The organism is Rhodopseudomonas sp. AAP120 (genome assembly GCF_001295845.1).
Lineage (GTDB): Bacteria > Pseudomonadota > Alphaproteobacteria > Rhizobiales > Xanthobacteraceae > Rhodopseudomonas.
The window spans coordinates 12763-36172 of the sequence record NZ_LJIC01000008.1; the positions used below are offsets into that span (position 1 = coordinate 12763).

22 protein-coding genes, 1 tRNA gene and 1 pseudogene are annotated in these 23410 nt (G+C 65.2%); 4 read left to right on the plus strand and 20 right to left on the minus strand.

The genetic code is table 11. The annotated features are described in order from the left end of the window. Window positions 1-201: 201 nt before the first annotated feature. The 18 genes from IP86_RS00685 to IP86_RS00765 form a co-directional block, all read right to left on the minus strand. Complete coding sequence (locus tag IP86_RS00685) at window positions 202-1872, minus strand: ribonuclease J (protein WP_054160647.1); 1671 nt, start codon at window positions 1870-1872, stop codon at window positions 202-204. Then, window positions 1872-2678, minus strand: coding sequence for a biotin--[acetyl-CoA-carboxylase] ligase (locus tag IP86_RS00690; protein ID WP_054160648.1), 807 nt, complete (start codon window positions 2676-2678; stop codon window positions 1872-1874). The genes IP86_RS00685 and IP86_RS00690 overlap by 1 nt, the downstream gene beginning before the upstream one ends. 1 nt (window position 2679) lies before the next feature. Beyond that, complete coding sequence (gene nuoN / locus IP86_RS00695) at window positions 2680-4116, minus strand: NADH-quinone oxidoreductase subunit NuoN (protein ID WP_054160649.1); 1437 nt, start codon at window positions 4114-4116, stop codon at window positions 2680-2682. 19 nt (window positions 4117-4135) lie between these two features. Further along, entirely contained in the window at window positions 4136-5653 is a 1518-nt protein-coding gene (locus IP86_RS00700; RefSeq protein ID WP_054160650.1) for an NADH-quinone oxidoreductase subunit M, read from the minus strand. Then, window positions 5653-7794 (minus strand): NADH-quinone oxidoreductase subunit L, encoded by a 2142-nt coding sequence (gene nuoL / locus IP86_RS00705; RefSeq protein WP_054160651.1) that lies wholly within the window; start codon window positions 7792-7794, stop codon window positions 5653-5655. The genes IP86_RS00700 and nuoL overlap by 1 nt, the downstream gene beginning before the upstream one ends. 65 nt (window positions 7795-7859) lie before the next feature. Then, complete coding sequence (gene nuoK, locus IP86_RS00710; protein ID WP_054160652.1) at window positions 7860-8171, minus strand: NADH-quinone oxidoreductase subunit NuoK; 312 nt, start codon at window positions 8169-8171, stop codon at window positions 7860-7862. Beyond that, a complete protein-coding gene (locus IP86_RS00715) occupies window positions 8168-8806 on the minus strand; it encodes an NADH-quinone oxidoreductase subunit J (protein ID WP_054160653.1) in 639 nt (212 codons plus the stop codon). The genes nuoK and IP86_RS00715 overlap by 4 nt, the downstream gene beginning before the upstream one ends. 9 nt (window positions 8807-8815) lie before the next feature. Continuing rightward, window positions 8816-9304 carry an NADH-quinone oxidoreductase subunit NuoI gene (gene nuoI, locus IP86_RS00720; RefSeq protein WP_054160654.1) on the minus strand — a complete coding sequence of 163 codons (489 nt, stop codon included), beginning with the start codon at window positions 9302-9304 and terminating at the stop codon, window positions 8816-8818. A gap of 7 nt (window positions 9305-9311) precedes the next feature. Further along, the gene (gene nuoH, locus IP86_RS00725) at window positions 9312-10337 is read right to left on the minus strand and encodes an NADH-quinone oxidoreductase subunit NuoH (RefSeq protein WP_054160655.1); all 1026 of its coding nucleotides are present in this window, start codon (window positions 10335-10337) and stop codon (window positions 9312-9314) included. Window positions 10338-10346: 9 nt separating this feature from the next. Then, window positions 10347-12422: an NADH-quinone oxidoreductase subunit NuoG gene (gene nuoG, locus IP86_RS00730; protein ID WP_054160656.1), complete on the minus strand. Its 2076-nt coding sequence runs from the start codon at window positions 12420-12422 to the stop codon at window positions 10347-10349. A gap of 5 nt (window positions 12423-12427) precedes the next feature. Next, a complete protein-coding gene (gene nuoF / locus IP86_RS00735; RefSeq protein ID WP_054160657.1) occupies window positions 12428-13753 on the minus strand; it encodes an NADH-quinone oxidoreductase subunit NuoF in 1326 nt (441 codons plus the stop codon). An 18-nt stretch (window positions 13754-13771) separates the two neighbouring features. Beyond that, window positions 13772-13987, minus strand: coding sequence for a hypothetical protein (locus IP86_RS28380; RefSeq protein ID WP_156332341.1), 216 nt, complete (start codon window positions 13985-13987; stop codon window positions 13772-13774). Then, entirely contained in the window at window positions 13984-14733 is a 750-nt protein-coding gene (nuoE, locus tag IP86_RS00740; RefSeq protein WP_054160658.1) for an NADH-quinone oxidoreductase subunit NuoE, read from the minus strand. The genes IP86_RS28380 and nuoE overlap by 4 nt, the downstream gene beginning before the upstream one ends. A 2-nt stretch (window positions 14734-14735) precedes the next feature. Then, window positions 14736-15701, minus strand: coding sequence for an FkbM family methyltransferase (locus tag IP86_RS00745; RefSeq protein ID WP_197279582.1), 966 nt, complete (start codon window positions 15699-15701; stop codon window positions 14736-14738). After that, window positions 15701-16906, minus strand: coding sequence for an NADH-quinone oxidoreductase subunit D (locus IP86_RS00750; RefSeq protein WP_054160660.1), 1206 nt, complete (start codon window positions 16904-16906; stop codon window positions 15701-15703). The genes IP86_RS00745 and IP86_RS00750 overlap by 1 nt, the downstream gene beginning before the upstream one ends. 42 nt (window positions 16907-16948) lie before the next feature. Continuing rightward, window positions 16949-17563: an NADH-quinone oxidoreductase subunit C gene (locus IP86_RS00755; protein ID WP_054160661.1), complete on the minus strand. Its 615-nt coding sequence runs from the start codon at window positions 17561-17563 to the stop codon at window positions 16949-16951. Between the two features lie 12 nt (window positions 17564-17575). Continuing rightward, window positions 17576-18172 carry a NuoB/complex I 20 kDa subunit family protein gene (locus tag IP86_RS00760; protein ID WP_054160662.1) on the minus strand — a complete coding sequence of 199 codons (597 nt, stop codon included), beginning with the start codon at window positions 18170-18172 and terminating at the stop codon, window positions 17576-17578. 11 nt (window positions 18173-18183) lie between these two features. After that, complete coding sequence (locus tag IP86_RS00765) at window positions 18184-18549, minus strand: NADH-quinone oxidoreductase subunit A (RefSeq protein ID WP_054160663.1); 366 nt, start codon at window positions 18547-18549, stop codon at window positions 18184-18186. Between the two features lie 357 nt (window positions 18550-18906). On the opposite strand from IP86_RS00765, the gene IP86_RS00770 reads away from it, so the two are divergent. Further along, window positions 18907-19101 carry a hypothetical protein gene (locus tag IP86_RS00770; RefSeq protein ID WP_054160664.1) on the plus strand — a complete coding sequence of 65 codons (195 nt, stop codon included), beginning with the start codon at window positions 18907-18909 and terminating at the stop codon, window positions 19099-19101. A 320-nt stretch (window positions 19102-19421) separates the two neighbouring features. Here the strand turns inward: IP86_RS00770 and IP86_RS00775 are convergent, their stop codons facing one another. Then, window positions 19422-20333: an SDR family oxidoreductase gene (locus IP86_RS00775; protein ID WP_054160668.1), complete on the minus strand. Its 912-nt coding sequence runs from the start codon at window positions 20331-20333 to the stop codon at window positions 19422-19424. A gap of 300 nt (window positions 20334-20633) precedes the next feature. After that, window positions 20634-20710 (minus strand) — tRNA-Asp (locus tag IP86_RS00780). A 244-nt stretch (window positions 20711-20954) separates the two neighbouring features. On the opposite strand from IP86_RS00780, the pseudogene IP86_RS00785 reads away from it, so the two are divergent. The 3 genes and pseudogenes from IP86_RS00785 to IP86_RS00795 form a co-directional block, all read left to right on the plus strand. Further along, window positions 20955-21269: pseudogene (locus tag IP86_RS00785) on the plus strand (HU family DNA-binding protein); the annotation flags it as partial. Between the two features lie 147 nt (window positions 21270-21416). Continuing rightward, window positions 21417-22682: a peptidase T gene (pepT, locus tag IP86_RS00790; protein ID WP_245290492.1), complete on the plus strand. Its 1266-nt coding sequence runs from the start codon at window positions 21417-21419 to the stop codon at window positions 22680-22682. Window positions 22683-22739: 57 nt separating this feature from the next. Then, window positions 22740-23105, plus strand: coding sequence for a VOC family protein (locus IP86_RS00795; RefSeq protein WP_054160666.1), 366 nt, complete (start codon window positions 22740-22742; stop codon window positions 23103-23105). The last annotated feature ends 305 nt before the right edge of the window (window positions 23106-23410 follow it).

Consider the following 23410-nt stretch of genomic DNA (forward strand, 5'->3'; position numbering starts at 1 on the left):
TGTGTTCGACGAAACCGGTTCACGCTCGGATTAGACGATCCGGCCGCTCCAAACGGCACTGAGCCCTCATCTTGAGGGCGCCCGGCGAAGCCGGGCGTCTCGAAGGATGGGGCCACGAGGTGCATGCGGCCCATGGTTCGAGACGGCGCTGCGCGCCTCCTCACCATGAGGCTGTGCCGTGTTCCCGGCCATCACGGATAACTACGCCGTCAGCACGTGGACGACGCAGAGTGGCTTCTTGCCCCAATGCTGCTGGATGACCGAGCGGACTGTACGCCGGACGGACTCCGCGACCGAGTCGGGATCGCGTCGCTTGGCCCGCGGCAAGCCCTCGACCGTCGCCACCACGGCGTCGAACACGATGTCATCGAACGGCTCGCCGGCGCTGGTGTTTTCCGGCACGCCGATCAGCTCGACTTCCGGATCGTCGACGAGTTCGCCCGCCTCGGTCATCGCCAGCGCCACCACGGCGCAGCCGGCGAACGCCATCTTGCGGCGCTCGACGACGGCCCGCGACTTGTCCTCTTCGAGGATGCTGCCGTCCTTGTAGAGACGACCGGCGGGTAGTTGCTCGATGACCGCGGGATCGCCCGGACCGAGCCGGATCAGATCGCCGTTGCGGCAGGTCATCACCTTCGGCACGCCCATCTGCCGTGCCAGCTTGGCGTGCTCGTTGAGATGCAGCGCCTCGCCGTGCACCGGGATCAGCAATTGCGGCCGCACCCAGGAGATCAGTTCGCGCAGCTCGTCCCGGCGCGGATGGCCGGAGACGTGGACCAGGTGATCGCGATCGGTGATCACATCGATGCCCTGATTGACCAAGCCGTTGATGATGCTGCCCACCGCCTTCTCGTTGCCCGGGATGGTGCGCGACGAGAAGATCACGCAGTCGCCCTTGTTCAGCGTCACTTCCGGATGGTCGTCGCGCGCGATCCGCGCCAGTGCGGCGCGCGGCTCGCCCTGGCTGCCGGTGCACAGCGCCAGCACCTTGTCCGGCGGGAAATGGCCGTAGTACTCGGGTCCGCGGAAGCTCGGCACGCCGTCGAGATAGCCGCATTCGCGGGCGACGTTCGAGACGCGGTCCATCGCTCGGCCGACCAGCACGACCTCGCGGCCAGCCGCCTTCGCGGCATCGGCGACGGCGCGAATGCGGCCGACGTTCGACGCGAAGGTCGTCACCGCGACGCGGCCCTTGGCCGATTTGATCAGGCCGGTGAGCGAGACGCCGACTTCGGATTCCGACGGCGAACGGCCGTCGCGCACCGCGTTGGTCGAGTCGCCGACCAGCGCCAACACCCCCTCGTCGCCGATCTCGCGCAGCCGCTTTTCATCCGTCGGCGGGCCGACGACCGGCGTCGGGTCGATCTTCCAGTCGCCGGTGTGCAGCACGGTGCCGACGGAAGTGCGGATCGCCAGCGCATGGCTTTCCGGGATCGAGTGCGCGACCGGGATGAACTCGACGCTGAATGGGCCAAGATCGATCGTGCCGCCGGACGGCACCTCGGTGATCGGAATCTTCAGCGTGGTGCGTTCGGCCGCGAGCTTGGCGGCGAACAGCGAAGCGCTGAACTTGGTGGCGTAGATCGGGCACTTCAGCTTCGGCCACAGATCGATGATCGCGCCGAAATGATCCTCGTGGGCATGGGTCAGCACGATGCCAACGAGGTTCTTCTTCTCTTTCTCGAGGAAGCGGATGTCCGGCATGATCAGATCGATGCCGGGCAGATGCTCCTCGTCACCGAACGACACACCGAGGTCGACCGCCAGCCAGCTGCGCTGAGCACGGTTGCCGAGGCCGTAGATCGACAGGTTCATGCCGATCTCGCCGACGCCGCCGAGCGGTGCGAAAAAGAGTTCGTCGGGTCGTGCCATTACGCGGCTCCTGATGACGCAGCCGAGCGGAAATACACGTCCCCGGCGGGGATCGGTACCCTCCTTCCGTCGGCGGTGCGAACGATGAGGCAGCCGGTGTCGTCGATGGTTTCGAAAATGCCGTCGATGGTGGCCGATCCGGACTGGATCGACACCGGCTCGCCGATCCGGGTGGCGCGGGCGAGCCATTGCTTGCGGATTTCGCCGAAGCCCCGCCCCTCGTCCCAGATGCCGCGGATCTCGGTCCAGGCATCGGACAGCGCAGCGAACAGATCCTCGGCGCTCACTTGAATGCCGAGGCTGTGCAGCGACGCTGCGGGATACGGCGTGTCGTCGGGCGCGGCAACCACATTGGTGCCCATGCCGACCACGACGGCGAGCCGGTCGGTGCCGACGTTTTCGGCCTCGAGCAGAATCCCGGTGAGCTTCTTGCCGTCAGCCAGCACGTCGTTCGGCCATTTCAGCGCGAAGCCGGCGGCGACGCCGCCGCGTGCGCGGGCCTCCAGACTGACTTGCTGCAGCGCGCGTTCGAGCGCGAGGCCGGCGGCGAAGCTCAGCGTCGCGGCGACGCTCGGCGGCACGTGCATCACTTCGAGAACGCTGGCGGCGAGATTGCCGCGCGGCGCGATCCAGGCCCGCTGACGGCGGCCGCGGCCCGAAGTCTGTTCGGTGGTGACGAACCAGATCGGACCGGCCTCGCCTGCCCGCGCGCGGGCCAGCGCCTCGGTGTTGGTCGATCCGATGGAATCAAAAGCGGCGAGCCGGTAGCCCGCCGCTTCCGCTTTCGACCCGAGGCGTAGCGCCATCCTAGAACAGCGACTTGGCTGCGGCTGTGGCCGCATTCACCAGCGGCGCTGGATAGATGAAGAACAGCATGTTGAACAGCCCGGCGACCGCCAGCACGCCGCGCAGCTCCAGCCGCACCCGGTCGATACCCGGGGCCGGCTCGTCGAAATACATCACCTTGATGATGAGCAGGTAGTAGTAGGCACCCACCACGCTGGTGACGACGCCGATCACCGCGAGCGCGAACAGGCCGGCCTTGATGGCCGCCATGAACACGTAGAACTTGGCGAAGAAGCCGGCGAGCGGCGGGATGCCGGCCATCGAGAACAGCAGCATCGCGAAGAAGAACGCCAGCGCCGGGTTGGTGCGCGACAGGCCGGCGAAGTCGCTGATGTTCTCGACGTGCAGACCGTTGCGACGCATCGACAGGATCACCGCGAACGCGCCCAGCGTCATCGCCACATAGATCGAGATGTAGACGATCACGCCCTGCGCGCCTTCGACCGTGCCGGCCGACAGGCCGACCAGCGCGAAGCCGATATGGCCGATCGCCGAATAGGCCATCAGGCGTTTGATGTTCTTCTGGCCGATCGCCGCGAACGAGCCGAGCGCCATCGAGGCGATTGCCACGAACACCACGATCTGCTGCCACTGCGGCACGATGCCGGGGAACGCCGTCAGCGTCACACGGGTGAAGATCGCCAGACCAGCGACCTTAGGGGCCGAGGCGAAGAACGCGGTGACCGGGGTCGGCGCGCCTTCATAGACGTCCGGCGTCCACATGTGGAACGGCACGGCCGAGACCTTGAAGCAGAGCGCGGCGAGCAGGAAGACAAGGCCGAACACCAGGCCGATATTGCCGTCCTTGGCCGCCGCGGCGATGCCGGCGAACTGCACGGTGCCGGTGAAGCCATAGATCAGCGAGGCGCCGTAGAGCAGCATGCCGGACGACAGCGCGCCGAGAATGAAATACTTCATGCCGGCTTCGTTGGACTTAGCGTCCTCGCGGTTGCTGGCGGCGACGACGTAGAGCGCCAGGCTCATCAGCTCGAGGCCGAGATACAGCATGATCAGGTCGCCGGCCGAGATCAGCAGCATCATGCCGGCCGACGACAGCAGCACCAGGATGGCGTATTCGAACATCCGCTTCGACGGATCGGTCAGGTTCTCGGCCGACAGGATCAGCGTCACCGCCGAGCCGATCAGCGCCAGCACCTTCAGGAAGCGGGCGAAGTCGTCGACGATGAAGCTGCCGCCGAAGGTGACCAGCTTGCCGGGCGGCAGCAGCACGACCAGCGCCCCGACCACGACCAGCAGAACGACCGCGAGCGTTGCGACCAGCCCGGTGGTGCGCGGCCCGCGATAGGCGCCGAGCATCAACAGCAGCATCGCGCCGACCACCAGCACGATTTCGGGCAGGACCGGGACCAGCGAATAACCGGCGATATCGATATTCATAGCGTGCAGTCCTTGCCGGTTAAGGTAGCGCAGCTGCCTTCACGGCAGTCGCGACGGCGGCGTATTGGTTGACGAGGTGCTGGACCGAGGCGGCCGACATGTCGAGCACCGGCTTCGGATAGAAGCCGAACAGGATGGTCAGCACCACGAACGGCGCCAGAATGACGCTCTCACGCAGGGTCAGGTCCTTGATCGAGGCGAGCGCCGGCTTGGTCAGCGCACCGAACACCACCTTGCGATACAGCCAGAGCGCATAGGCCGCCGACAGGATCACGCCCAGCGCCGCGAAGGTCGCGGTCGGGATGTTGGTCCGGAAGGTGCCCATCAGCGTGAGGAATTCGCCGACGAAGCCCGACGTGCCCGGCAGGCCGACATTGGCCATGGTGAACACCAGGAACACGAAGGCGTACAGCGGCATCCGGTTGACCAGCCCGCCATAGGCGGCGATCTCGCGGGTGTGCATGCGGTCGTAGATCACGCCGACGCAGAGGAACAGCGCGCCGGACACGATGCCGTGCGAGATCATCTGGAACACGCTGCCGGCGACGCCCTGGGTGTTGCCGGCGAAGATCCCCATGGTGACGAAGCCCATATGCGCGACCGAGGAGTACGCGATCAGCTTCTTGATGTCCTCCTGCATCAGCGCGACCAGCGAGGTGTAGACGATCGCGATCACGGAGAGCGTGTAGACCAGCGGCGCGAAATACACCGAGGCGTCGGGGAACATCGGCAGCGAGAACCGCAGGAAGCCGTAGCCGCCCATCTTCAGCATGATCGCGGCCAGCACCACGGAGCCGGCGGTCGGCGCCTCGACGTGCGCGTCGGGGAGCCAGGTGTGTACCGGCCACATCGGCATCTTCACCGCGAACGAGGCGAAGAACGCCAGCCACGCCCAGGTCTGCAGGTTGCGCGGCAGCGCGGTGGTCATCAGCGTCGGGATGTCGGTGGTGCCCGCGGTCCAGTACATCGCCATGATGGCCAGCAGCATCAGCACCGAGCCGAGCAGCGTGTACAGGAAGAACTTGAACGACGCGTACACCCGGCGCGGGCCGCCCCAGACGCCGATGATCAGGAACATCGGGATCAGGCCGCCTTCGAAGAACAGATAGAACAGCACCAGATCGAGCGCCGAGAAGGTGCCGATCATCAGCGTTTCCAGGATCAGGAACGCCATCATGTATTCGCGCACCCGGAACGTCACCGACTTCCAGCTGGCGAGGATGCAGAACGGCATGATCGCCGTGGTCAGGATCACCAGCGGCAGCGAAATGCCGTCGAGGCCCATGTGGTAGGTGATGGTGTTGCCGAGCCAGGGCGCCTTCTCGACGAACTGGAAGCCCGGGTTCGACGCATCGAACCGCGCCACCAGGATCAGTGACACCGCGAAAGTGATCAGCGTGGTCCACAGCGAGATCCAGCGCGCGTTGCGGCGCGCGGCCTCGTCGTCGCCGCGGGCCAGATAGACCAGCAGCGCGCCGACCAGCGGCAGGAAGGTGACGACCGACAGGATCGGCCAAGTCATGATTGAAGCCGACATTACCGGCCTCCCCCGCCGAGCATGAACCAGGTAATCAGACCGGCCACGCCGATCAGCATCGCGAATGCGTAGTGGTAGAGATAGCCGGTCTGCAGCTTGACCACCCCGCGGGTGACGTCGAGCACGCGGGCCGAGATGCCGTCCGGACCGAGGCCGTCGATCAGCATGCCGTCCCCCTTCTTCCAGAGCTGGCGGCCGATCCACTTCGCAGGCCGCACGAAGATGACGTCGTACAGCTCGTCGAAGTACCACTTGTTGAGAAGGAAATTGTACAGCAGCGGGTGCTGGGTCGCGAGTTCGACCGGCAGATACGGCCGGCGGATGTAGAACAGATACGACACCAGGAAGCCCACCACCATCATCACCGTCGGCAGATAGGCGATGCCGGCCGGGATGTGATGCATCTCCTCGATGATGTGCGGGTGCATCTTCAGCGACTCGCGGAAGAACTCCTCGACGCCGTGCCCGGCGAACAGCTCCTTGAACGGATAGCCGGCCGCCAGCGCGCCGAAGGCGAGCACGAACAGCGGGATCGTCATGGTCAGCGGGCTCTCGTGCGCGGCTTCGTAGTGCTTACGATCGGCCGGCTCGCCGTGGAACGTCTTGAAGATCAGACGCCACGAGTAGAACGAGGTCAGCAGCGCCGCGACGACCGTCATCAGGAAGCCGTAGAACGCCATCGGGTTGTGCGAGACGTAGGCCGACTCGATGATCGCGTCCTTGGAGAAGTAGCCGGCGGTCAGCGGGAACCCGGTCAGCGCCAGGGTGCCGATCACCATCACCGCATAGGTGAAGGGGATGCGGTCCTTGAGGCCGCCCATGTGGCGGATGTCCTGCTCGTGATGCATCGCGTGGATCACCGAGCCGGCGCCCAGGAACAGCAGCGCCTTGAAGAAGGCGTGCGTGAACAGATGGAACATGCCGACCGAATAGGCCCCTGCTCCCAGCGCCACGAACATATAGCCGAGCTGCGAACAGGTCGAATACGCCACGATCCGCTTGATGTCGTTCTGGACAAGACCGATGGTCGCCGCGAACAGCGCGGTGGTGCCGCCGAAGAACATCACCACGGCCTGGGCGTTCGGCGCCAGTTCGAACAGCGGCGACATCCGGGCGACCATGAAGACGCCGGCGGTGACCATGGTGGCGGCGTGGATCAGCGCCGACACCGGGGTCGGGCCTTCCATCGCGTCCGGCAGCCAGGTGTGCAGCAGGAACTGCGCCGACTTGCCCATCGCGCCCATGAACAGCAGCAGGCAGGCCAGCGTCAGCGCATCGGCGTGCCAGCCGAAGAAGTTGATGGTCTTGCCGGTCAGCCCGGGCGCGGCCGCGAAGATGGTGTCGAAATCGGTCGACGCCACCAGCACGAAGATCGTGAAGATGCCGAGCAGGAAGCCGAAGTCGCCGACGCGGTTGACCACGAAGGCCTTGATCGCCGCGGCGTTGGCGGACGGCTTTTGATACCAGAAGCCGATCAAGAGATAGCTCGCCAGACCGACGCCTTCCCAGCCGAAGAACAGCTGCAGCAGATTGTCGGCGGTCACCAGCATCAGCATCGCGAAGGTGAACAGCGACAGGTAGCCGAAGAACCGCGGACGATGCGGATCCTCGTGCATGTAGCCGATCGAATACAGGTGGACGAGCGACGACACCGTCGTCACCACCACCAGCATCACGGCGGTCAGCGTGTCGACGCGGAGCGTCCAGGCGACCTGCAGGTCGCCCGAATTGATCCAGGGCAACACCGGCACGCGGATATCGTGGTGCATGAAGCCGACGTCGACCAGCGTCACCCAGGACAGCGCCGCCGAGATCAGCAGCAGCGTGGTGGTGACGATCTCGGCGAGGCGTGAGCCTACCGCGGCCGGCTCGACCGGGCCGTGCGCATGGTCGTCGTGAGCGTGATCGTCATGACCATGGGCCGCGTGCGCGTGGGCGTCGTGGCCGACCGGCTCGGAATGCGTCTCGTGGATCACCGCGGCGTCACCGCCGACCGGAGCCGTGTGACCATGGCCGTGGCCGTGGTCATCATGATGCTCGACGGTGTCGCCGCTCGGGTTGCGGGCGTGCGCGCCGACGAGGGCGATGACGGCCGCGATCAGCGCGCCGATCAGCGGCAGGAATACGATAGCCTGGATCATGCGCGCGCCTTCGCCTTGAGCCGGATCGCGTCGCGGGTCAGCGACGGGTGATGGACGATCATGCCCTAGCCCTTCATCAGGTTGATATCTTCAACCGCGATCGTGCCGCGGTTGCGGAAGAACACCACGAGCACCGCAAGGCCGATCGCGGCCTCGGCCGCGGCCACGGTCAGCACCAGGAGTGCGAAGACCTGACCGACGATGTCGTTGAGAAAGATCGAGAACGCCACCAGGTTGATGTTCACGGCGAGCAGGATCAGCTCGATCGACATCAGGATGATGATGACGTTCTTGCGGTTGAGGAAGATGCCGAGAATGCCGAGCGTGAACAGAACGGCGGCGACCGACAGGAAGTGACCCAGACCGATCTCGTTCATCGCACCCACTCCGCGGAGTCGCTGTCGGACAGTCCCTGCCCCGGCTTGACCTTGCGCAGCGCCATCGCGGTCTCCTTCGACCGCGCGTTCTGCTCGGCGATGTTCTGCCGCTTCACCGACTTCTTGTGGCGCAGCGTCAGGACGATCGCGCCGACCATCGCCACCAGCAGGATCATGCCCGAGATCTGGAAGTAATGGATGTAGCGGGTGTACAGCACCAGGCCGAGCGCCTCGGTGTTGGTGACGCCCGCCGGGATCGGCGCCGTGATCGTCTTGGTGACGGTCGGCGTGATCACCCAGCCGCCGGCGAGCAGCAGCAGTTCGGCGAGGAAGATGAAGCCGATCAGGAGGCCGAACGGCAGATATTCGAGGAAGCCCTCGCGCAGCCGGCTGAAGTCGACGTCGAGCATCATGATCACGAACAGGAACAGCACCGCGACGGCGCCGACATAGACCACGATCAGGATCATCGCCAGGAATTCGGCGCCCATCAGCACGAACATGCCGGCGGCGTTGACGAACACCAGGATCAAGAACAGCGCCGAGTGCACCGGGTTGCGCGCGAACACCACCATGACGGCGGCCGCGATCGCTGCGCCGGCGTAGAGATAGAAGAACAGGACTGGCATGGACATGGCGTCAGCTCACCGGTACGGCGCGTCGAGTTCGATGGACTTGGCGATCTCACGCTCCCAGCGATCACCGTTCGCGAGCAGCCTGGCCTTGTCGTAGTACAGCTCTTCGCGGGTCTCCGTGGAGAACTCGAAGTTCGGTCCCTCGACGATGGCGTCGACCGGACAGGCCTCCTGGCACAGACCGCAATAGATGCACTTCACCATGTCGAGGTCGTAGCGCACGGTGCGGCGGGTGCCGTCGTTGCGCCGCGGACCGGCCTCGATGGTGATCGCCTGCGCCGGACACACCGCCTCGCACAGCTTGCAGGCGATGCAGCGCTCTTCGCCGTTGGGATAGCGGCGCAGCGCGTGCTCGCCGCGGAAGCGGGGCGAGATCGGGTTCTTCTCGAAAGGATAATTGATCGTCGGCTTCGGCTTGAAGAAATAGCGCATGGCGAGGAAGAACGCCGATACGAATTCCGTCAGCAGCAGCGAGCGGGCGGTTGCGTTGATGTTCATAGAGGCCTCATTTCGGCGCGAGCCCCGCGAATTGCAGGACGGCGGCGACGATCACCACCATCGCCAGCGACAGCGGCAGGAACACCTTCCAGCCGAGCCGCATCAGTTGGTCGTAGCGGTAGCGCGGCACGATCGCCTTCGCCATCGCGAACAGGAAGAACATGAACAGGACTTTGAGCGCGAACCAGACGATGCCCGGCACCCAGGTGAACGGCGCGTAAGGCACCGGCGGCAGCCAGCCGCCGAGGAACAGGATCGTGCCCATCGCGCACATCGTGACGATGGCAACGTATTCGCCGAGCATGAACAGCAGATACGGCGTCGACGAGTATTCGACCATGAAGCCGGCGACCAGTTCCGATTCCGCTTCGACGAGGTCGAACGGCGGACGGTTGGTCTCGGCCAGCGCCGACACGTAGAACACCACGAACATCGGGAACAGCGGCAGCCAGTACCAGCCGAGCATGCCCCACTTCGAGTTCTGCGCCTCGACCACCGCGGTCAGGTTCAGCGAGCCGACGCACAGCAGGACGCAGATCACGACGAAGCCGATCGAGACTTCGTAAGACACCATCTGCGCCGCGGAGCGCAGCGCCGCGAGGAACGGATATTTCGAGTTCGACGACCAGCCGGCCATGATGATGCCGTAGACCGACAGTGACGACACCGCGAGGATGAACAGCACACCGACATTGATGTCGGCGATCACCCAGCCGGCGTTGACCGGGATGACGGCCCAGGCCGACAGCGCCAGCACGCAGGTGACCAGCGGCGCCAGCAGGAACACGCCCTTGTTGGCGCTGTCCGGAACCGTCGGCTCCTTCAGCACGAACTTCAGCAAGTCCGCGAAGGACTGCAGCAGGCCCCAGGGGCCAACCACGTTCGGGCCACGCCGGATCTGCACCGCCGCCCAGATCTTGCGGTCGGCGAGCAGGATGTAGGCGATCGAGATCAGCAGGATGACCAGCAGCAGCACGCTCTGGCCGATCACGATGATCAGCGGCCACAGGTTGGTCATGAAGAAATCAGCCATCGGTCCTGCCTATTCCGCCGCCGTCAGCATTTGGCCCGAGGCGAGACGGGAGCACTCCGCCATCACCGCCGAGGCCCGCGCGATCGGGTTGGTCATGAAGTAATCCGCAATCACCGGCTTGAACGGCGCCTTGTCGATGCTGCCGCCCGCGGCGGCGAGCGTGCGCACGGCACCGGCGTCGCCGGCTTCGATCTGGTCGACCCGCATCAGATGCGGCACGGCGCCGAACATCGCCTTGCGCAGCGCCTGCAGCGAGTCGTAGGGCAGCCGCGCGCCGAGCGCGTCGGACAGCGCCCGGATGATCGCCCAGTCCTCGCGCGCGTCACCCGGCGGGAACGACGCGCGGTTGGCGATCTGCACCCGGCCCTCGGTGTTGACGTAGATGCCCGACTTCTCGGTGTAGGCAGCGCCCGGCAGGATCACGTCGGCGCGGTGCGCGCCGCGGTCGCCATGGGTGCCGATATAGACGACGAAGGCGCCGTCCGGCAGCTTCACCTCGTCGGCGCCGAGCGCGAACACGACGTCCATCGCGCCCTGCGTGGTCATCTGCGCCAGGTCCTTGCCGCCCTCGCCCGGCGCGAAGCCGATGTCGAGCGCGCCGACGCTGGAGGCCGCCGGATGCAGCACGGCAAAACCGTTCCAGCCGTCCTTCACCGCGCCGATATCGCCCGCGAGCTTTGCAGCCGCCGACAGCAGCGCCGCGCCGTCACGCCGCGACGTCGCCGCGGCGCCGATCAGCACGATCGGGTTCTTGGCGTTCTTCAGCGTCTCGGCGAACGAATGCTTGCCGGCCGCAAGATCAGCCAGCGTGTCGGAGCCGGCGCCGAGATAGTCGTACGAATAGGTCAGCTCGGCCTGCTCGCCGATCACGCCGATCGCCAGCTGGCCGGTGCGCCAGCGCTTGCGGATGCGGGCGTTGAGGATCGAGGCTTCCTTGCGCGGGTTGGAGCCGATGATCAGCAACGCATCCGCCTGCTCGATGCCGGCGATGGTCGGGTTGAAGATGTAGGACGCCCGGCCCGCCTTCGGGTTGAACGCCGCGACGCTTTCGGCCGCCAGATTCGACGAGCCGAGCTGCTCCAGCAGCTGCTTCAGCGCGAACATCTCTTCGACCGCGGCGAGATCGCCGGCGATCGCGCCGATCTTCTTGGCATCGGCAGCGGCGACCTTGGCCTTGATCAGGCCGAACGCCTCCGGCCAGCTCGCCGGGCGCAGCTTGCCGCCCTCGCGGACGTAAGGCTGATCGAGCCGCTGGGTACGCAGGCCGTCGACGATGTGGCGGGTCTTGTCGGAGATCCACTCCTCGTTGATCGCCTCGTTGACGCGCGGCAGGATGCGCATCACTTCGCGGCCGCGGGTATCGACGCGGATCGAAGAGCCGACGCCGTCCATGACGTCGACCGACTGCGTCTTGCCGAGTTCCCAGGGCCGCGCCGCGAAGGCGTAGGGCTTGGAGGTCAGCGCGCCGACCGGGCAGATGTCGACGAGATTGCCCTGCAGCTCCGAGGTCAGCGCGCTCTCGAGATAGGAGGTGATCTCCATGTCCTCGCCGCGGCCGATCGCGCCCATCTCCGGCACGCCGCAGACTTCCGCGGCGAAGCGCACACATCGGGTGCACTGGATGCAGCGGTTCATCGAGGTCTTGACCAGCACGCCGAGATACTTGTCCTCGACGGCGCGCTTGTTCTCGGCGAACCGGCTGGTGTCGACGCCGTAGCCCATCGCCTGATCCTGCAGGTCGCACTCGCCGCCCTGATCGCAGATCGGGCAGTCGAGCGGATGGTTGATCAGCAGGAATTCCATCACGCCCTCGCGGGCCTTCTTCACCATCGGAGACTTGGTGTTGATCTCCGGCGGCTCGCCGTTCGGGCCGGGGCGGCAATCGCGCACGCCCCAGGCGCAGCTCGCGACCGGCTTCGGCGTGCCCTTCAGCTCGACCAGGCACATCCGGCAGTTGCCGGCGATCGACAGCCGCTCGTGATAACAAAATCGCGGAATCTCGGCGCCGGCCGACTCGCAGGCCTGCAGCAGCGTGTATTCCGGCGGAACCTCGACTTCCTTGCCGTCGACGATGATCTTGATCATGGCTGTTACTCCGCCGCCACCATATGCGCCGGATCGAGCACGCCCTGGTCGTCGAGCGTGGCCTTGCGCGAGAAATCGTCGATGCGGCGCTCGATCTCCGGACGGAAGGCGCGGATCAGGCCCTGGATCGGCCAGGCCGCGGCGTCGCCGAGCGCACAGATGGTGTGACCTTCGACCTGCTTGGTCACTTCGAGCAGCATGTCGATTTCGCGCTTGTGGGCGCGGCCTTCGACCATGCGGCTGAGCACGCGCCACATCCAGCCGGTGCCTTCGCGGCACGGCGTGCACTGGCCGCAGCTCTCATGCTTGAAGAAGTAGCTGATACGGGCGATCGCGGCGACGACGTCGGTGGACTTGTCCATGACGATGACGCCGGCGGTGCCGAAGCTCGACTTCACCGCGCGGGTGCCGTCGAAGTCCATGATGAGTTCCTGGCAGTCAGCGGCCGGGATCAGCGGGCACGACGCGCCGCCCGGAATGATCGCCAGCAGATTGTCCCAGCCGCCGCGAATGCCGCCGCCGTGCTTCTCGATCAGCTCGCGGAACGGAATGCCCATCGCGTCTTCGACGACGCAGGGCGTGTTGACGTGGCCGGAGATGCCATAAAGCTTGGTGCCGACATTGTTCGGCCGGCCGATGCCGGAGAACCAGGCCGCGCCGCGGCGCAGAATGTCCGGCGCCACCGCGATCGACTCGACGTTGTTGACCGTGGTCGGGCAGCCGTACAGGCCGACGTTCGCCGGAAACGGCGGCTTCAGCCGCGGCTGGCCCTTCTTGCCTTCGAGGCTCTCCAGCAGCGCGGTTTCCTCGCCGCAGATATAGGCGCCGGCACCGTGCGCGACGTAGAGGTCGAACGGATAGCCGTGGACGTTGTCCTTGCCGATCAGCTTGGCCTCGTAGGCCTGATCGATCGCCGCCTGCAGATGCTCGCGTTCGCGGATGAATTCGCCGCGCACGTAGATGTAGCCGACATGGGCGCCCATCGCGCAGCCGGCGATCAGGCAGCCCTCGACCAGCGTATGCGGGTCGTGCCGCATGATCTCGCGATCCTTGCAGGTGCCCGGCTCGGATTCGTCGGCGTTGACGACCAGATAGCTCGGCCGGCCGTCGGCATTGTCCTTCGGCATGAAGGACCATTTCAGGCCGGTCGGGAAGCCGGCGCCACCGCGGCCGCGCAGCCCCGACGCCTTCATCTCGCTGATGATCCAGTCGCGACCCTTGTCGATGATCGCCTTGGTGCCTTCCCATTGGCCGCGACGGCGCGCGCCTTTGAGGCCCCAGTCGTCGAGGCCGTACAGGTTCCGGAAGATGCGGTCCTTGTCGTCGAGCATGGCTTGCGACGTTCCCTGTCAGCGATTCGATTGCATGTAGGCGAGCCCGGCAGCGCATCCCCCGAAGGTGAGCGCCCAGATCAGGCTCGACTCGAATGTCGCGCTGAGCGCGTAGCGCTGCAGCACGAAGATGAAGACGGCCGCGACGACGGCGTGCGTCGCGATGTAGAGCGGCTTGCTCATCGGTACGGTCCCCTCGGCCCTACCCCGGCCGATGCTCATCGGCGCGGTCATGGCGGGTTCTTTTCGGTGGCGTCGGCGGTCGGCGCCTTCGGGTCCGGCCGCTCGCGCACGTTCGCTTCGGCCGTGGTCCGCTTCGGCTCGTGATCGGTCAGCGCCGGACCTTCATTGCCGCCCGGCTCGACATTGATGCCGCCGGTCTTCAGCGTCGACGGACCGGTGCTCGGCGCGGCATATTGCCGGCCGTTCTGCGGGCCTGGCTTCGGCGGATTGCCGGCGGCGAAACCGTCGATCACGTTGTTCAGGAGCTCCGGCGTCAGATCCTCGTAGGTATCCTTCCAGATCTGCACCATCGGCGCGTTGACGCAGGCGCCGGCGCACTCGACCTCTTCCCAGGAGAAGTCGCCGTCGGCCGACAGATGGAAGGGATCGTGATGGATACGGTTCTTGCAGACTTCGATCAGTTCGCCGGCGCCGCGCAGCATGCAGGGCGTGGTGCCGCAGACCTGGACGTGCGCCTTCTTTCCGACCGGATTGAGCTGGAACATGGTGTAGAAGGTCGCCACTTCCAGCGCGCGGATGTACGGCATCTCCAGCATGTCGGCGACCACGCGGATAGCGGCCTCGGGCAGCCAGCCGCCGGACTGCTCCTGCGCCCGCCACATCATGGCGATCACCGCCGAGAATTGGCGGCCGGGCGGATATTTGCCGATTTCGCGCTGCGCCCAGGCGAGGTTGTCCTCGGTGAAGGCGAAGCTGGCGGGTTGCTGCTCTTTCGGAGCCAGACGACGGACGGACATGATCAGTTTCTCATCGCGCGCTTCGCCGCGCTCGCATTCAGGTTTTCGATACGGGCCAGCCAGAACGCGCTCGCGGTTCCGACGACGTTGTAGCCGACATTCGACGCGACCTTGATCCGATCGAGGATCGCGAGGTCGACGACGGCCTCGAACTGGTTGCTGCCGGGGTCGTACACCACCAGCTTCAGCGGCGTGTGTTCGAGGATGAAGCGCGACACGCTGTGGGCCCGGTCGCTGCCGTGTTCCTCGCAGAGAATCGCGGTGTCGCCCTGCAGCAGCCGTTCGCCGCCGCGGATCGCGTCGATTTCGACGCCCTCGACGTCGAGCTTCACCAGATACTTGCCGCCGACCGCCAGGTGTCCGTCGTCGATCAGATCGTCGAGGCGGATCACCGGCACTTCTTCGCCCGTCTCGTCGTCGCCGACGATGCTGAGCGCTTCGTGCTTGGTGCCCGACAGCCGCGCGGTGCCGCGCGTCGCGCCGATCGCGCATTTCATCACGTCGAACCGACCGCCATTGACCCGGGCGTTGTTCTCCAGCCGCGCGAAATTGGCGCCCGACGGCTCGATCGCGATGGTGCGATGACTGCCGAACGGACGGCTCGACACCAGCACCGACCAGTAGCCGTAATTCGCGCCGCAATCGACGAACGTATAATCGACGTCGGCCGAATGCGCGAACAAAAGGTCGAGCTCGATCTCGTAGCGGTAGGAGCGTTCGAGCAGCTTGCTCCAGTAGCCGTCGCCGTAGGGGAACACGAAGGTGGCGTCGGGGTTGAGCTTGATCGCGATGTCGCGCTCCGGCAGCGCCTTGCGCATCAAATTCGCGGCGGCGTTGTAGCCACGATACGAGAACGAGGACGAGACGCGGGCGCCCATCACCAGCGCGCACGCGGCCATGCGCTCGAGGGCGCTTGCCCCTTCGAGCGCGCCGGTCGCGCGGTCAAACTGGATGGGCGCGGGTGCGATCACCGATCGACCTCTCCGAACACGATGTCGAGCGAACCGAGGATGGCCGAGACGTCGGCGAGCAGATGGCCGCGGTTCATGTAGTCCATCGCCTGCAGATGCGCGAAGCCGGGAGCGCGGACTTTGCACTTGTACGGCTTGTTAGTGCCGTCGGAGACCAGGAACACGCCGAACTCACCCTTCGGCGCCTCGACGGCGACGTAGACCTGACCGGCCGGCACACGGAAGCCTTCGGTGTAGAGCTTGAAGTGATGGATCAGCGATTCCATCGAGCGCTTCATCTCGCCCCGGCGCGGCGGGAAGATCTTGTTGTCGTCGACCGCGACACGGCCCTGCCCGTCCGGCGCGCGCAGCTTGGCGATGCACTGCTTCATGATCTTGACCGACTGCCGCATCTCTTCGACACGGATGCAGTAGCGGTCGTAGCAGTCGCCGTTCTTGCCGATCGGAACATCGAATTCCATCTCGGCGTAGCACTCGTAGGGCTGAGCCTTGCGCAGGTCCCAGGCGGCGCCCGAGCCGCGCACCATGACGCCGGAGAAGCCCCACTTCCAGGCGTCGTCCAGCGAGATCACGCCGATGTCGACGTTGCGCTGCTTGAAGATACGGTTGTTGGTCAGCAGCGTCTCGAGGTCATCGACGGTCTGCACGAAGGTGTCGCACCAGGCGTCGATGTCGTCGATCAGCTGCGTCGGCATGTCCTGATGCACGCCGCCGACGCGGAAATACGCCGCGTGCATCCGGCTGCCGGACACGCGCTCGTAGAACATCATCAGCTTTTCGCGCTCTTCGAAGCCCCACAGCGGCGGGGTCAGCGCGCCGACGTCCATCGCCTGCGTGGTGACGTTGAGCATGTGCGACAGGATGCGGCTGATCTCGCAATACAGCACGCGGATCAGCTGCGCGCGGCGCGGCACTTCGATGCCGAGCAGCTTCTCGGTCGCGAGGCAGAAGGCGTGCTCCTGGCTCATCGGCGCGACGTAGTCGAGCCGGTCGAAATACGGGATCGCCTGCAGATAGGTCTTGGCTTCGATCAGCTTCTCGGTGCCGCGATGCAGCAGACCGATATGCGGATCGACCCGCTCCACGACTTCGCCGTCGAGCTCCAGCACCAGCCGCAGCACGCCGTGCGCCGCCGGATGCTGCGGGCCGAAATTGATCGTGAAGTTGCGAAGACCGGCGGCCTCGGTAGCAGCATCAGCCATGGGGCAAGCTCCGCTTGGCGGCGAACGATGAACAGCGAGCGATCACGGCTTCACCCCTGCCTTCTCGTCTCCCGGGAGGATCGGATAGTCGGCGCCCTCCCAGGGCGAGAGGAAATCGAATTTGCGGAATTCCTGGTTGAGCCGCACCGGCTCGTACACCACCCGCTTCTGGTCGTCGTCGTAACGGACTTCGACGAAGCCGCTGAGCGGGAAGTCCTTACGCAGCGGATGACCGTCGAAGCCGTAATCGGTCAGGATCCGGCGCATATCCGGATGACCGGTGATGATGATGCCGTAGAGGTCGTAGACCTCGCGCTCGAACCAGTCGGCGCCCGGAAACTCGCTGATGATCGACGGCACCATCGTGGTCTCGCCGACCTGCCCGACCAGCCGCACCCGCTCGTTCAGCGTCGGCGACAGGAAATGGTACACCATGTCGAAGCGCAGCTCGCGGCCCGGATAGTCCACCGCGGTCACGTCGATGACGCTGACGAAGCGGAAGCGCGGGTCGTCGCGCAGCACCCGCACGACGTCCACCACCTTCAGCGGATCGATCGCGATCTCGAGCTGACCATGCGCGACCGAATGACCGATCGCGGCGCCCGGCAAGGCGGCCACGATCGTCTGACCAAGGGTGTCGAGCCCGTTGTCGTCCATGAAGCAGCCTTCTTAGCGTTCGATCGTTCCGGTCCGGCGGATCTTCTTCTGCAGCAGCAGCATGCCGTACAGCAAAGCCTCGGCGGTGGGCGGGCAGCCCGGCACGTAGATGTCGACCGGGACCACGCGATCGCAGCCGCGGACGACCGCGTAGGAATAGTGATAGTAGCCGCCGCCGTTGGCGCAGGATCCCATCGAGATGACGTAGCGCGGCTCCGGCATCTGGTCGTAGACCTTGCGCAGCGCGGGGGCCATCTTGTTGGTCAGCGTGCCGGCGACGATCATCACGTCGGACTGGCGCGGCGACGCACGTGGCGCGAAGCCGAACCGCTCGGCGTCGTAGCGCGGCATCGACAGCTGCATCATCTCGACCGCGCAGCAGGCGAGACCGAAGGTCATCCACATCAGCGAGCCGGTGCGCGCCCAGGTGATCAGGTCGTCGGTCGCGGCGACGAAGAAGCCCTTATCGGACAGCTCGCGATTGACGTTCTGGAAGAACGGATCATCGGCCCCGATCGGCTTGCCGGTGTTCGGATCGATGATGCCGCGCGGCGCCGGCGCGATCAGCGGCTGAGCACCGACCGGAGTAGCCGACGGCGTCTGCTGCATCGAGGCTGGCCTCAATCCCATTCCAGTGCACCCTTCTTCCACTCATACGCGAAGCCGACGGTCAGCACGCCGAGAAACACCATCATCGACCAGAACCCGGTCGCGCCGAGCTTCCCGAACGCCACCGCCCAGGGAAACAGGAACGCGACCTCGAGATCGAAGATGATGAAGAGGATCGCGACCAGATAGAACCTCACATCGAACTTCATGCGGGCATCGCCGAAAGCGTTGAACCCGCATTCATAAGCCGAGAGTTTTTCCGGATCAGGCTGCTGATAGGCGACGGCGAATGGCGCCACCAAGAGCACAAAGCTCAGGCCAGCCGCAACCACAATAAACACGACGATTGGCAGATAACTCGGCAGAATGCCGCTCATTACCGTTCCCTATCCCGCGGTTGTGCACCGCCGCAGACTCGTTTGCATTTGAATTGTTCTACCTCCGCTTAGCGCAGTGCAACAGGGGGCGCAAGACAAGCTGTGTTGACAACGAGGTAACGGCCTATCCGGACAAGACATGGGTTCTCCCGGACACATGCGCAAACAGTGGTTCACACCTTCAACGACCGCTCCCGGTGGCAGGCCTCTTGGCTGAACCCCGGATCGTATACCGGACGGAAACCATACTCGCAGCGGACGAAACCATTTCCCGGCGCGGCGAAACTATCCTGAAACACACCCTGCCTAAGAGTCCAATCGTCGAAGCAGCAACATGCTCTTCGCGGGAGGCGGCAGATGAATCACTCAATTCATTCGGCGGATCGCGCGACCCACCTGAAGATCGTGGTGGTGGCCCTGGTCGCCGGCATCGCAGTGGCGGTGCTCGGGATCTCGGCGCGGGTGAGCGCCGACTATAGCCAGACCGCCCATGTGGTGAAGGCCACCAAGCAGATCACGGTGACGAGCTCCGAAACCTCGACCGTGAGATAGGCGCCCAGCGCGCGCTTCGCATCGCCCCTCACAGAGGCTTGACGGCGGCCGCCCAAACGGGCGGCTGTTTTGTTTGAGCGACAGCCGGCTCTTCCCCTGCGGCCCCGAGGCCGCGCAGCTACGGCGACGATCGTCAGCTTTTCCGCAACGTGCTGGATGACGTCCGAAGAGCGGGATCCTGGCCGCCCTGCCGGCGACCCTCGCCCCACCACCGGCAGCATGCGCGGGCAGGCTGCTTTCGCGGCCAGAAAGTCAGAGGGCTTCAATCTCCGCAACCGACGTCGGTGCAGGATCAAACTCCCTGTCCAGATGCACGTTCGCTAGAACGCCACCCCGGTCATCTGTTGGGAGACCTCCCACAACCTCCTCCTGGCGACGGAATCCAGGGCCTGTGGAGGAATGCGCGCCGGGTGTGGGTGTCCACGCGTTTCCCAGAACTGGTCGGGACCGTAATAGCCACCTCCCTCCGCTTGACCGGACGTTGCCGCGTACAGCTGGGGCAGCGCGCCGTATGAAACGGGCTGGAGCAGGAACCAGAAAAGTGTTCGCGCCAGCCCCGCCATGCTCCTCCGCCCAAGCGTGTTATGCACCAGATCTGTCCGTGCGATGCCGGGATGAGCAGCCAGGCGCGAAAAACCCCATCCCGCAGCGCGGCTGCGGCCCTCGAGTTCGAGTGCAAACATCAAACACGCGAGCTTCGACTGGCTATAACCTGCCATTGGCCGGTAATTCTTCTCGGCATTGATGTCCTCAAAATCGATCTTTCCGCTGTTCGCCGCGAGACTCGAAAGCGAGACGACGCGGGCATCGCGCCCCTTTGCGAGGAGCGATTTGAGACGAACAGTCAATGCGAAGTGACCAAGGTAATTCGTACCCAACTGCAGTTCGAAGCCGTCGCTCGTTGTTCGCCGCTTGGGCGGGAGCATGACGCCTGCGTTGTTCACCAGAAGGTCCAGGCGCGGCTTCTCGCTCTCCATCTGCTTCGCAAACGAGGCGATTGAGGACAAATCTGCAAGATCGAGCTGCCCGAACCGGACAGCCGCACCGGGAATCGCGTGCTCAATGTGAGACACCGCAGCAGCGCCCTTTTGGGGGTCCCGGCCAGCGATCGTGACGTCACATCCTGCGCGGGCCAGCGCGAGGGCCGTCTCCAATCCCAATCCACCTGTCCCGGTCACTATCGCGATTCGTCCACGCTGATCGGGAATCTCGGCGGTGGTCCACTTTGCCATTTGCATCGCCCTCACAATTTGCACCGGGTGCAAAACAAATATTACACTGAGTGCAAATATACAAGAGAGGGTGTTGAACGAAGGGCAGCAAAATCTTGTGCTTTGACGGGACGCAAAGCGACAGCGTCGTCAACCGGGCCCCGCGTAGGCGACCGTCCGTGATCCCGCAGATGTAAAAACATCGCGGATGGCAGCGGCTGAGCTTGAGGAAACCACGGACCGGGTCCGCAGAGTCGAAGCGCGAGCTGACCGATGATCGAAAGGGAGGTTCGGGAAACCGGGCTAAGCCATTGAAATCAATGGCGCGAGAGACGGGGCTCGAACCCGCGACCTCCGGCGTGACAGGCCGGCGCTCTAACCAACTGAGCTACTCCCGCGTGGTTTGCGTCCCGCGCAGGCGGTCGATCTACCGGGGCGTCATCGGCAAGTCAAGCCGATTACGCAGAGGTTGTGGGTTCGCGTGTGCGGCATGCCGGATGTCCTTTGGTTTCGGTGCTTTTTGAACAGCCGATGCAAAAAATGCACTGTTTTCAGGGGAAACAGCGTATGCAGGCGCCACCCGAATCGTTTAAGGCCTGCTACGTCTTAGTTTCCTAAGCCGCTACAAACCCCGGAGGGCTAAATATGGCGAAGAAAGCAGTCGCGAAAGCCGCGACCCCCACGACCGTCACCCTGAAGCATCTCGCCGCGGCGCTGGCCGAGGAGCACGAGCTGTCGAAGAAGCAGACCGAAGCGATCCTCGGTGACATGGTGGCCCGTATCACCAAGCACCTGAAGAAGGGCGAGCGTATCCGCATCGTCGGCCTCGGCATTCTCCAGGTGCGCAAGCGCGCCGCCCGCACCGGCCGCAACCCGGCCACCGGCGAGACCATCCAGATCAAGGCCAGCAAGAAGGTCGCGTTCCGCGCCGCCAAGGAACTCAAGGAAGCCATCTGAGGTTTCCGATTCGACATTCGCGATCCCGGTCGGCTGCACTGCGGCGGTCCGGGGTCGCGTCCCCTGAATGGCCTGGCGATTCGGCCGTTCGTAGCTGCCGCAGTCCAGGGGCTTCTCCGGACAGCGGCTCGAGGCAGTGATCCGGCAGTGAGCAGCTCACGCGACGCCATCGCCTTCAGCCACGGCGTCACCGAGCGCTTCCTGCGCTATGTCGCGATCGACACCCAGTCCGATCCCGCCTCTCCGACCTGCCCTTCGACAGAAAAACAGAAGACTCTCGGCGCCCTGCTGGCGGATGAGCTGCGTGCGCTCGGCCTGGCCGACGCCCATCTCGACGAGCACGGCTACGTCTATGCGACGATCCCGGCGACCAGCGCCAAGCCGAACGTCCCGGTGATCTGCTTCTGCTCGCATATGGACACCTCGCCCGATTGTTCAGGCGAAGGCGTCAAGCCTCAGATCGTGAAGAACTATCAGGGTGGCGACATCGTCCTGCCGGCGGATCCGGCTCAGGTCATCCGATTCGCCGAGCACCCGGCGCTGGCGCAGCAGATCGCCCACGACATCATCACCACCGACGGCACCACGCTCCTGGGCGCCGACAACAAGGCCGGAATCGCCGAGATCATGGACGCCGCCGCGTTCCTGATCGCGCATCCCGAGATCAAGCACGGCACGCTCAAAATCCTGTTCACGCCGGACGAAGAGATCGGCCGCGGCGTCGACAAGGTGGACCTGACAAAGCTCGGCGCCGACTTCGCCTACACGATGGACGGCGAGACCGCCGGCAATATCGAGGACGAGACCTTCTCGGCCGACGGCGCGGTGATCACCATCACCGGCGTCAGCGCCCATCCGGGCTTCGCCAAAGGCAAGATCGAGCACGCCATCAAGATCGCCGCCGCAATCGTCGAGCGGCTGCCGAAGGACACCTGCTCGCCCGAAACCACCGAGGGCCGCGAAGGCTTCCTGCACCCGATCGGCATCACCGGCACGCTGGAGCAGGCCACGCTGAGCCTGATCGTGCGCGACTTCACCGAGCAGGGCCTGCAGGAGAAGGCAGCGCTGCTGCAGCGAATCGTCGACGAGGTGATGCGCGGCTATCCGCGCTCGACCGCCACGGTCGAGATCAAGCCGCAGTACCGCAACATGAAGCAGGTGCTCGACCATCATCCCGAACTGGTCGCCAACGCCCGCGATGCGATTCGCCGGGCCGGCCTGGAGCCGGTCACCACCGCGATTCGCGGCGGCACCGATGGCTCGCGGCTGTCGTTCATGGGCCTGCCCTGCCCCAACATCTTCGCCGGCGAACACGCCTTCCACTCCCGGCTCGAATGGGTCAGCCGCCAGGACATGGAAGCCGCGGTGCGAACCATCGTGCATCTGGCGATGATCTTCGAAGAACGGGCATAGCGAATCGACAGCCCGGTCCGACGGCCGCCGTGCTGTCTCAAAGCCGTGAGTCAGCAGATGGCCGTGACCCGCATCGTTACCAATATCGCAATCGCTCCATTCGATGCCGCCCGGATCGATGCCGCCAGAGCGTTCTACGGCACGATCCTCGGAATGACGGTCGCCATGGACCACGGCTGGATCGTCACCTTTGTGGGGGACGGCGCCGCCACGCCGCAGATCAGCTTCGCGGCCGAGGGCGGCTCCGGCACGCCGGTGCCCGACCTGTCGATCGAGGTCGACGACCTCACCGACGTGCAGCGGCGCCTCTTCAAGGCGGGCTACCCGATCGAATATGGCCCGGCGGATGAGCCCTGGGGCGTCCGCCGCTTCTTCGTGCGCGATCCATTCGGCCGCCTGCTCAATATTCTCAGCCACATCTGACGGCCAGCCCGGGCTCTGTCCCGCCCTCCTCGACACCTCGCTTGCCTCCCCGCGCAAGCCGCTGCGACCGCAGGGATTAGGAACGGCCCACGCAACGCTGGATTGGCTCGGCGTGTAGGCAGCAATCGAGAGGACGCAGAATGCAGATGAAGAAATCGATGGCGATGATCGCGCTCGCAGCCGGTCTGGCTCTGACGGCAAGCCAGGTGATGGCACAAGGCGGCGGAGCCGGCGGCGGCGGTGCGGGTGCTGGCGGCGGCGCCGGCGCGGGTGGCGCAGGAGCCGGCGGCGCGGGTGCCGGTGGT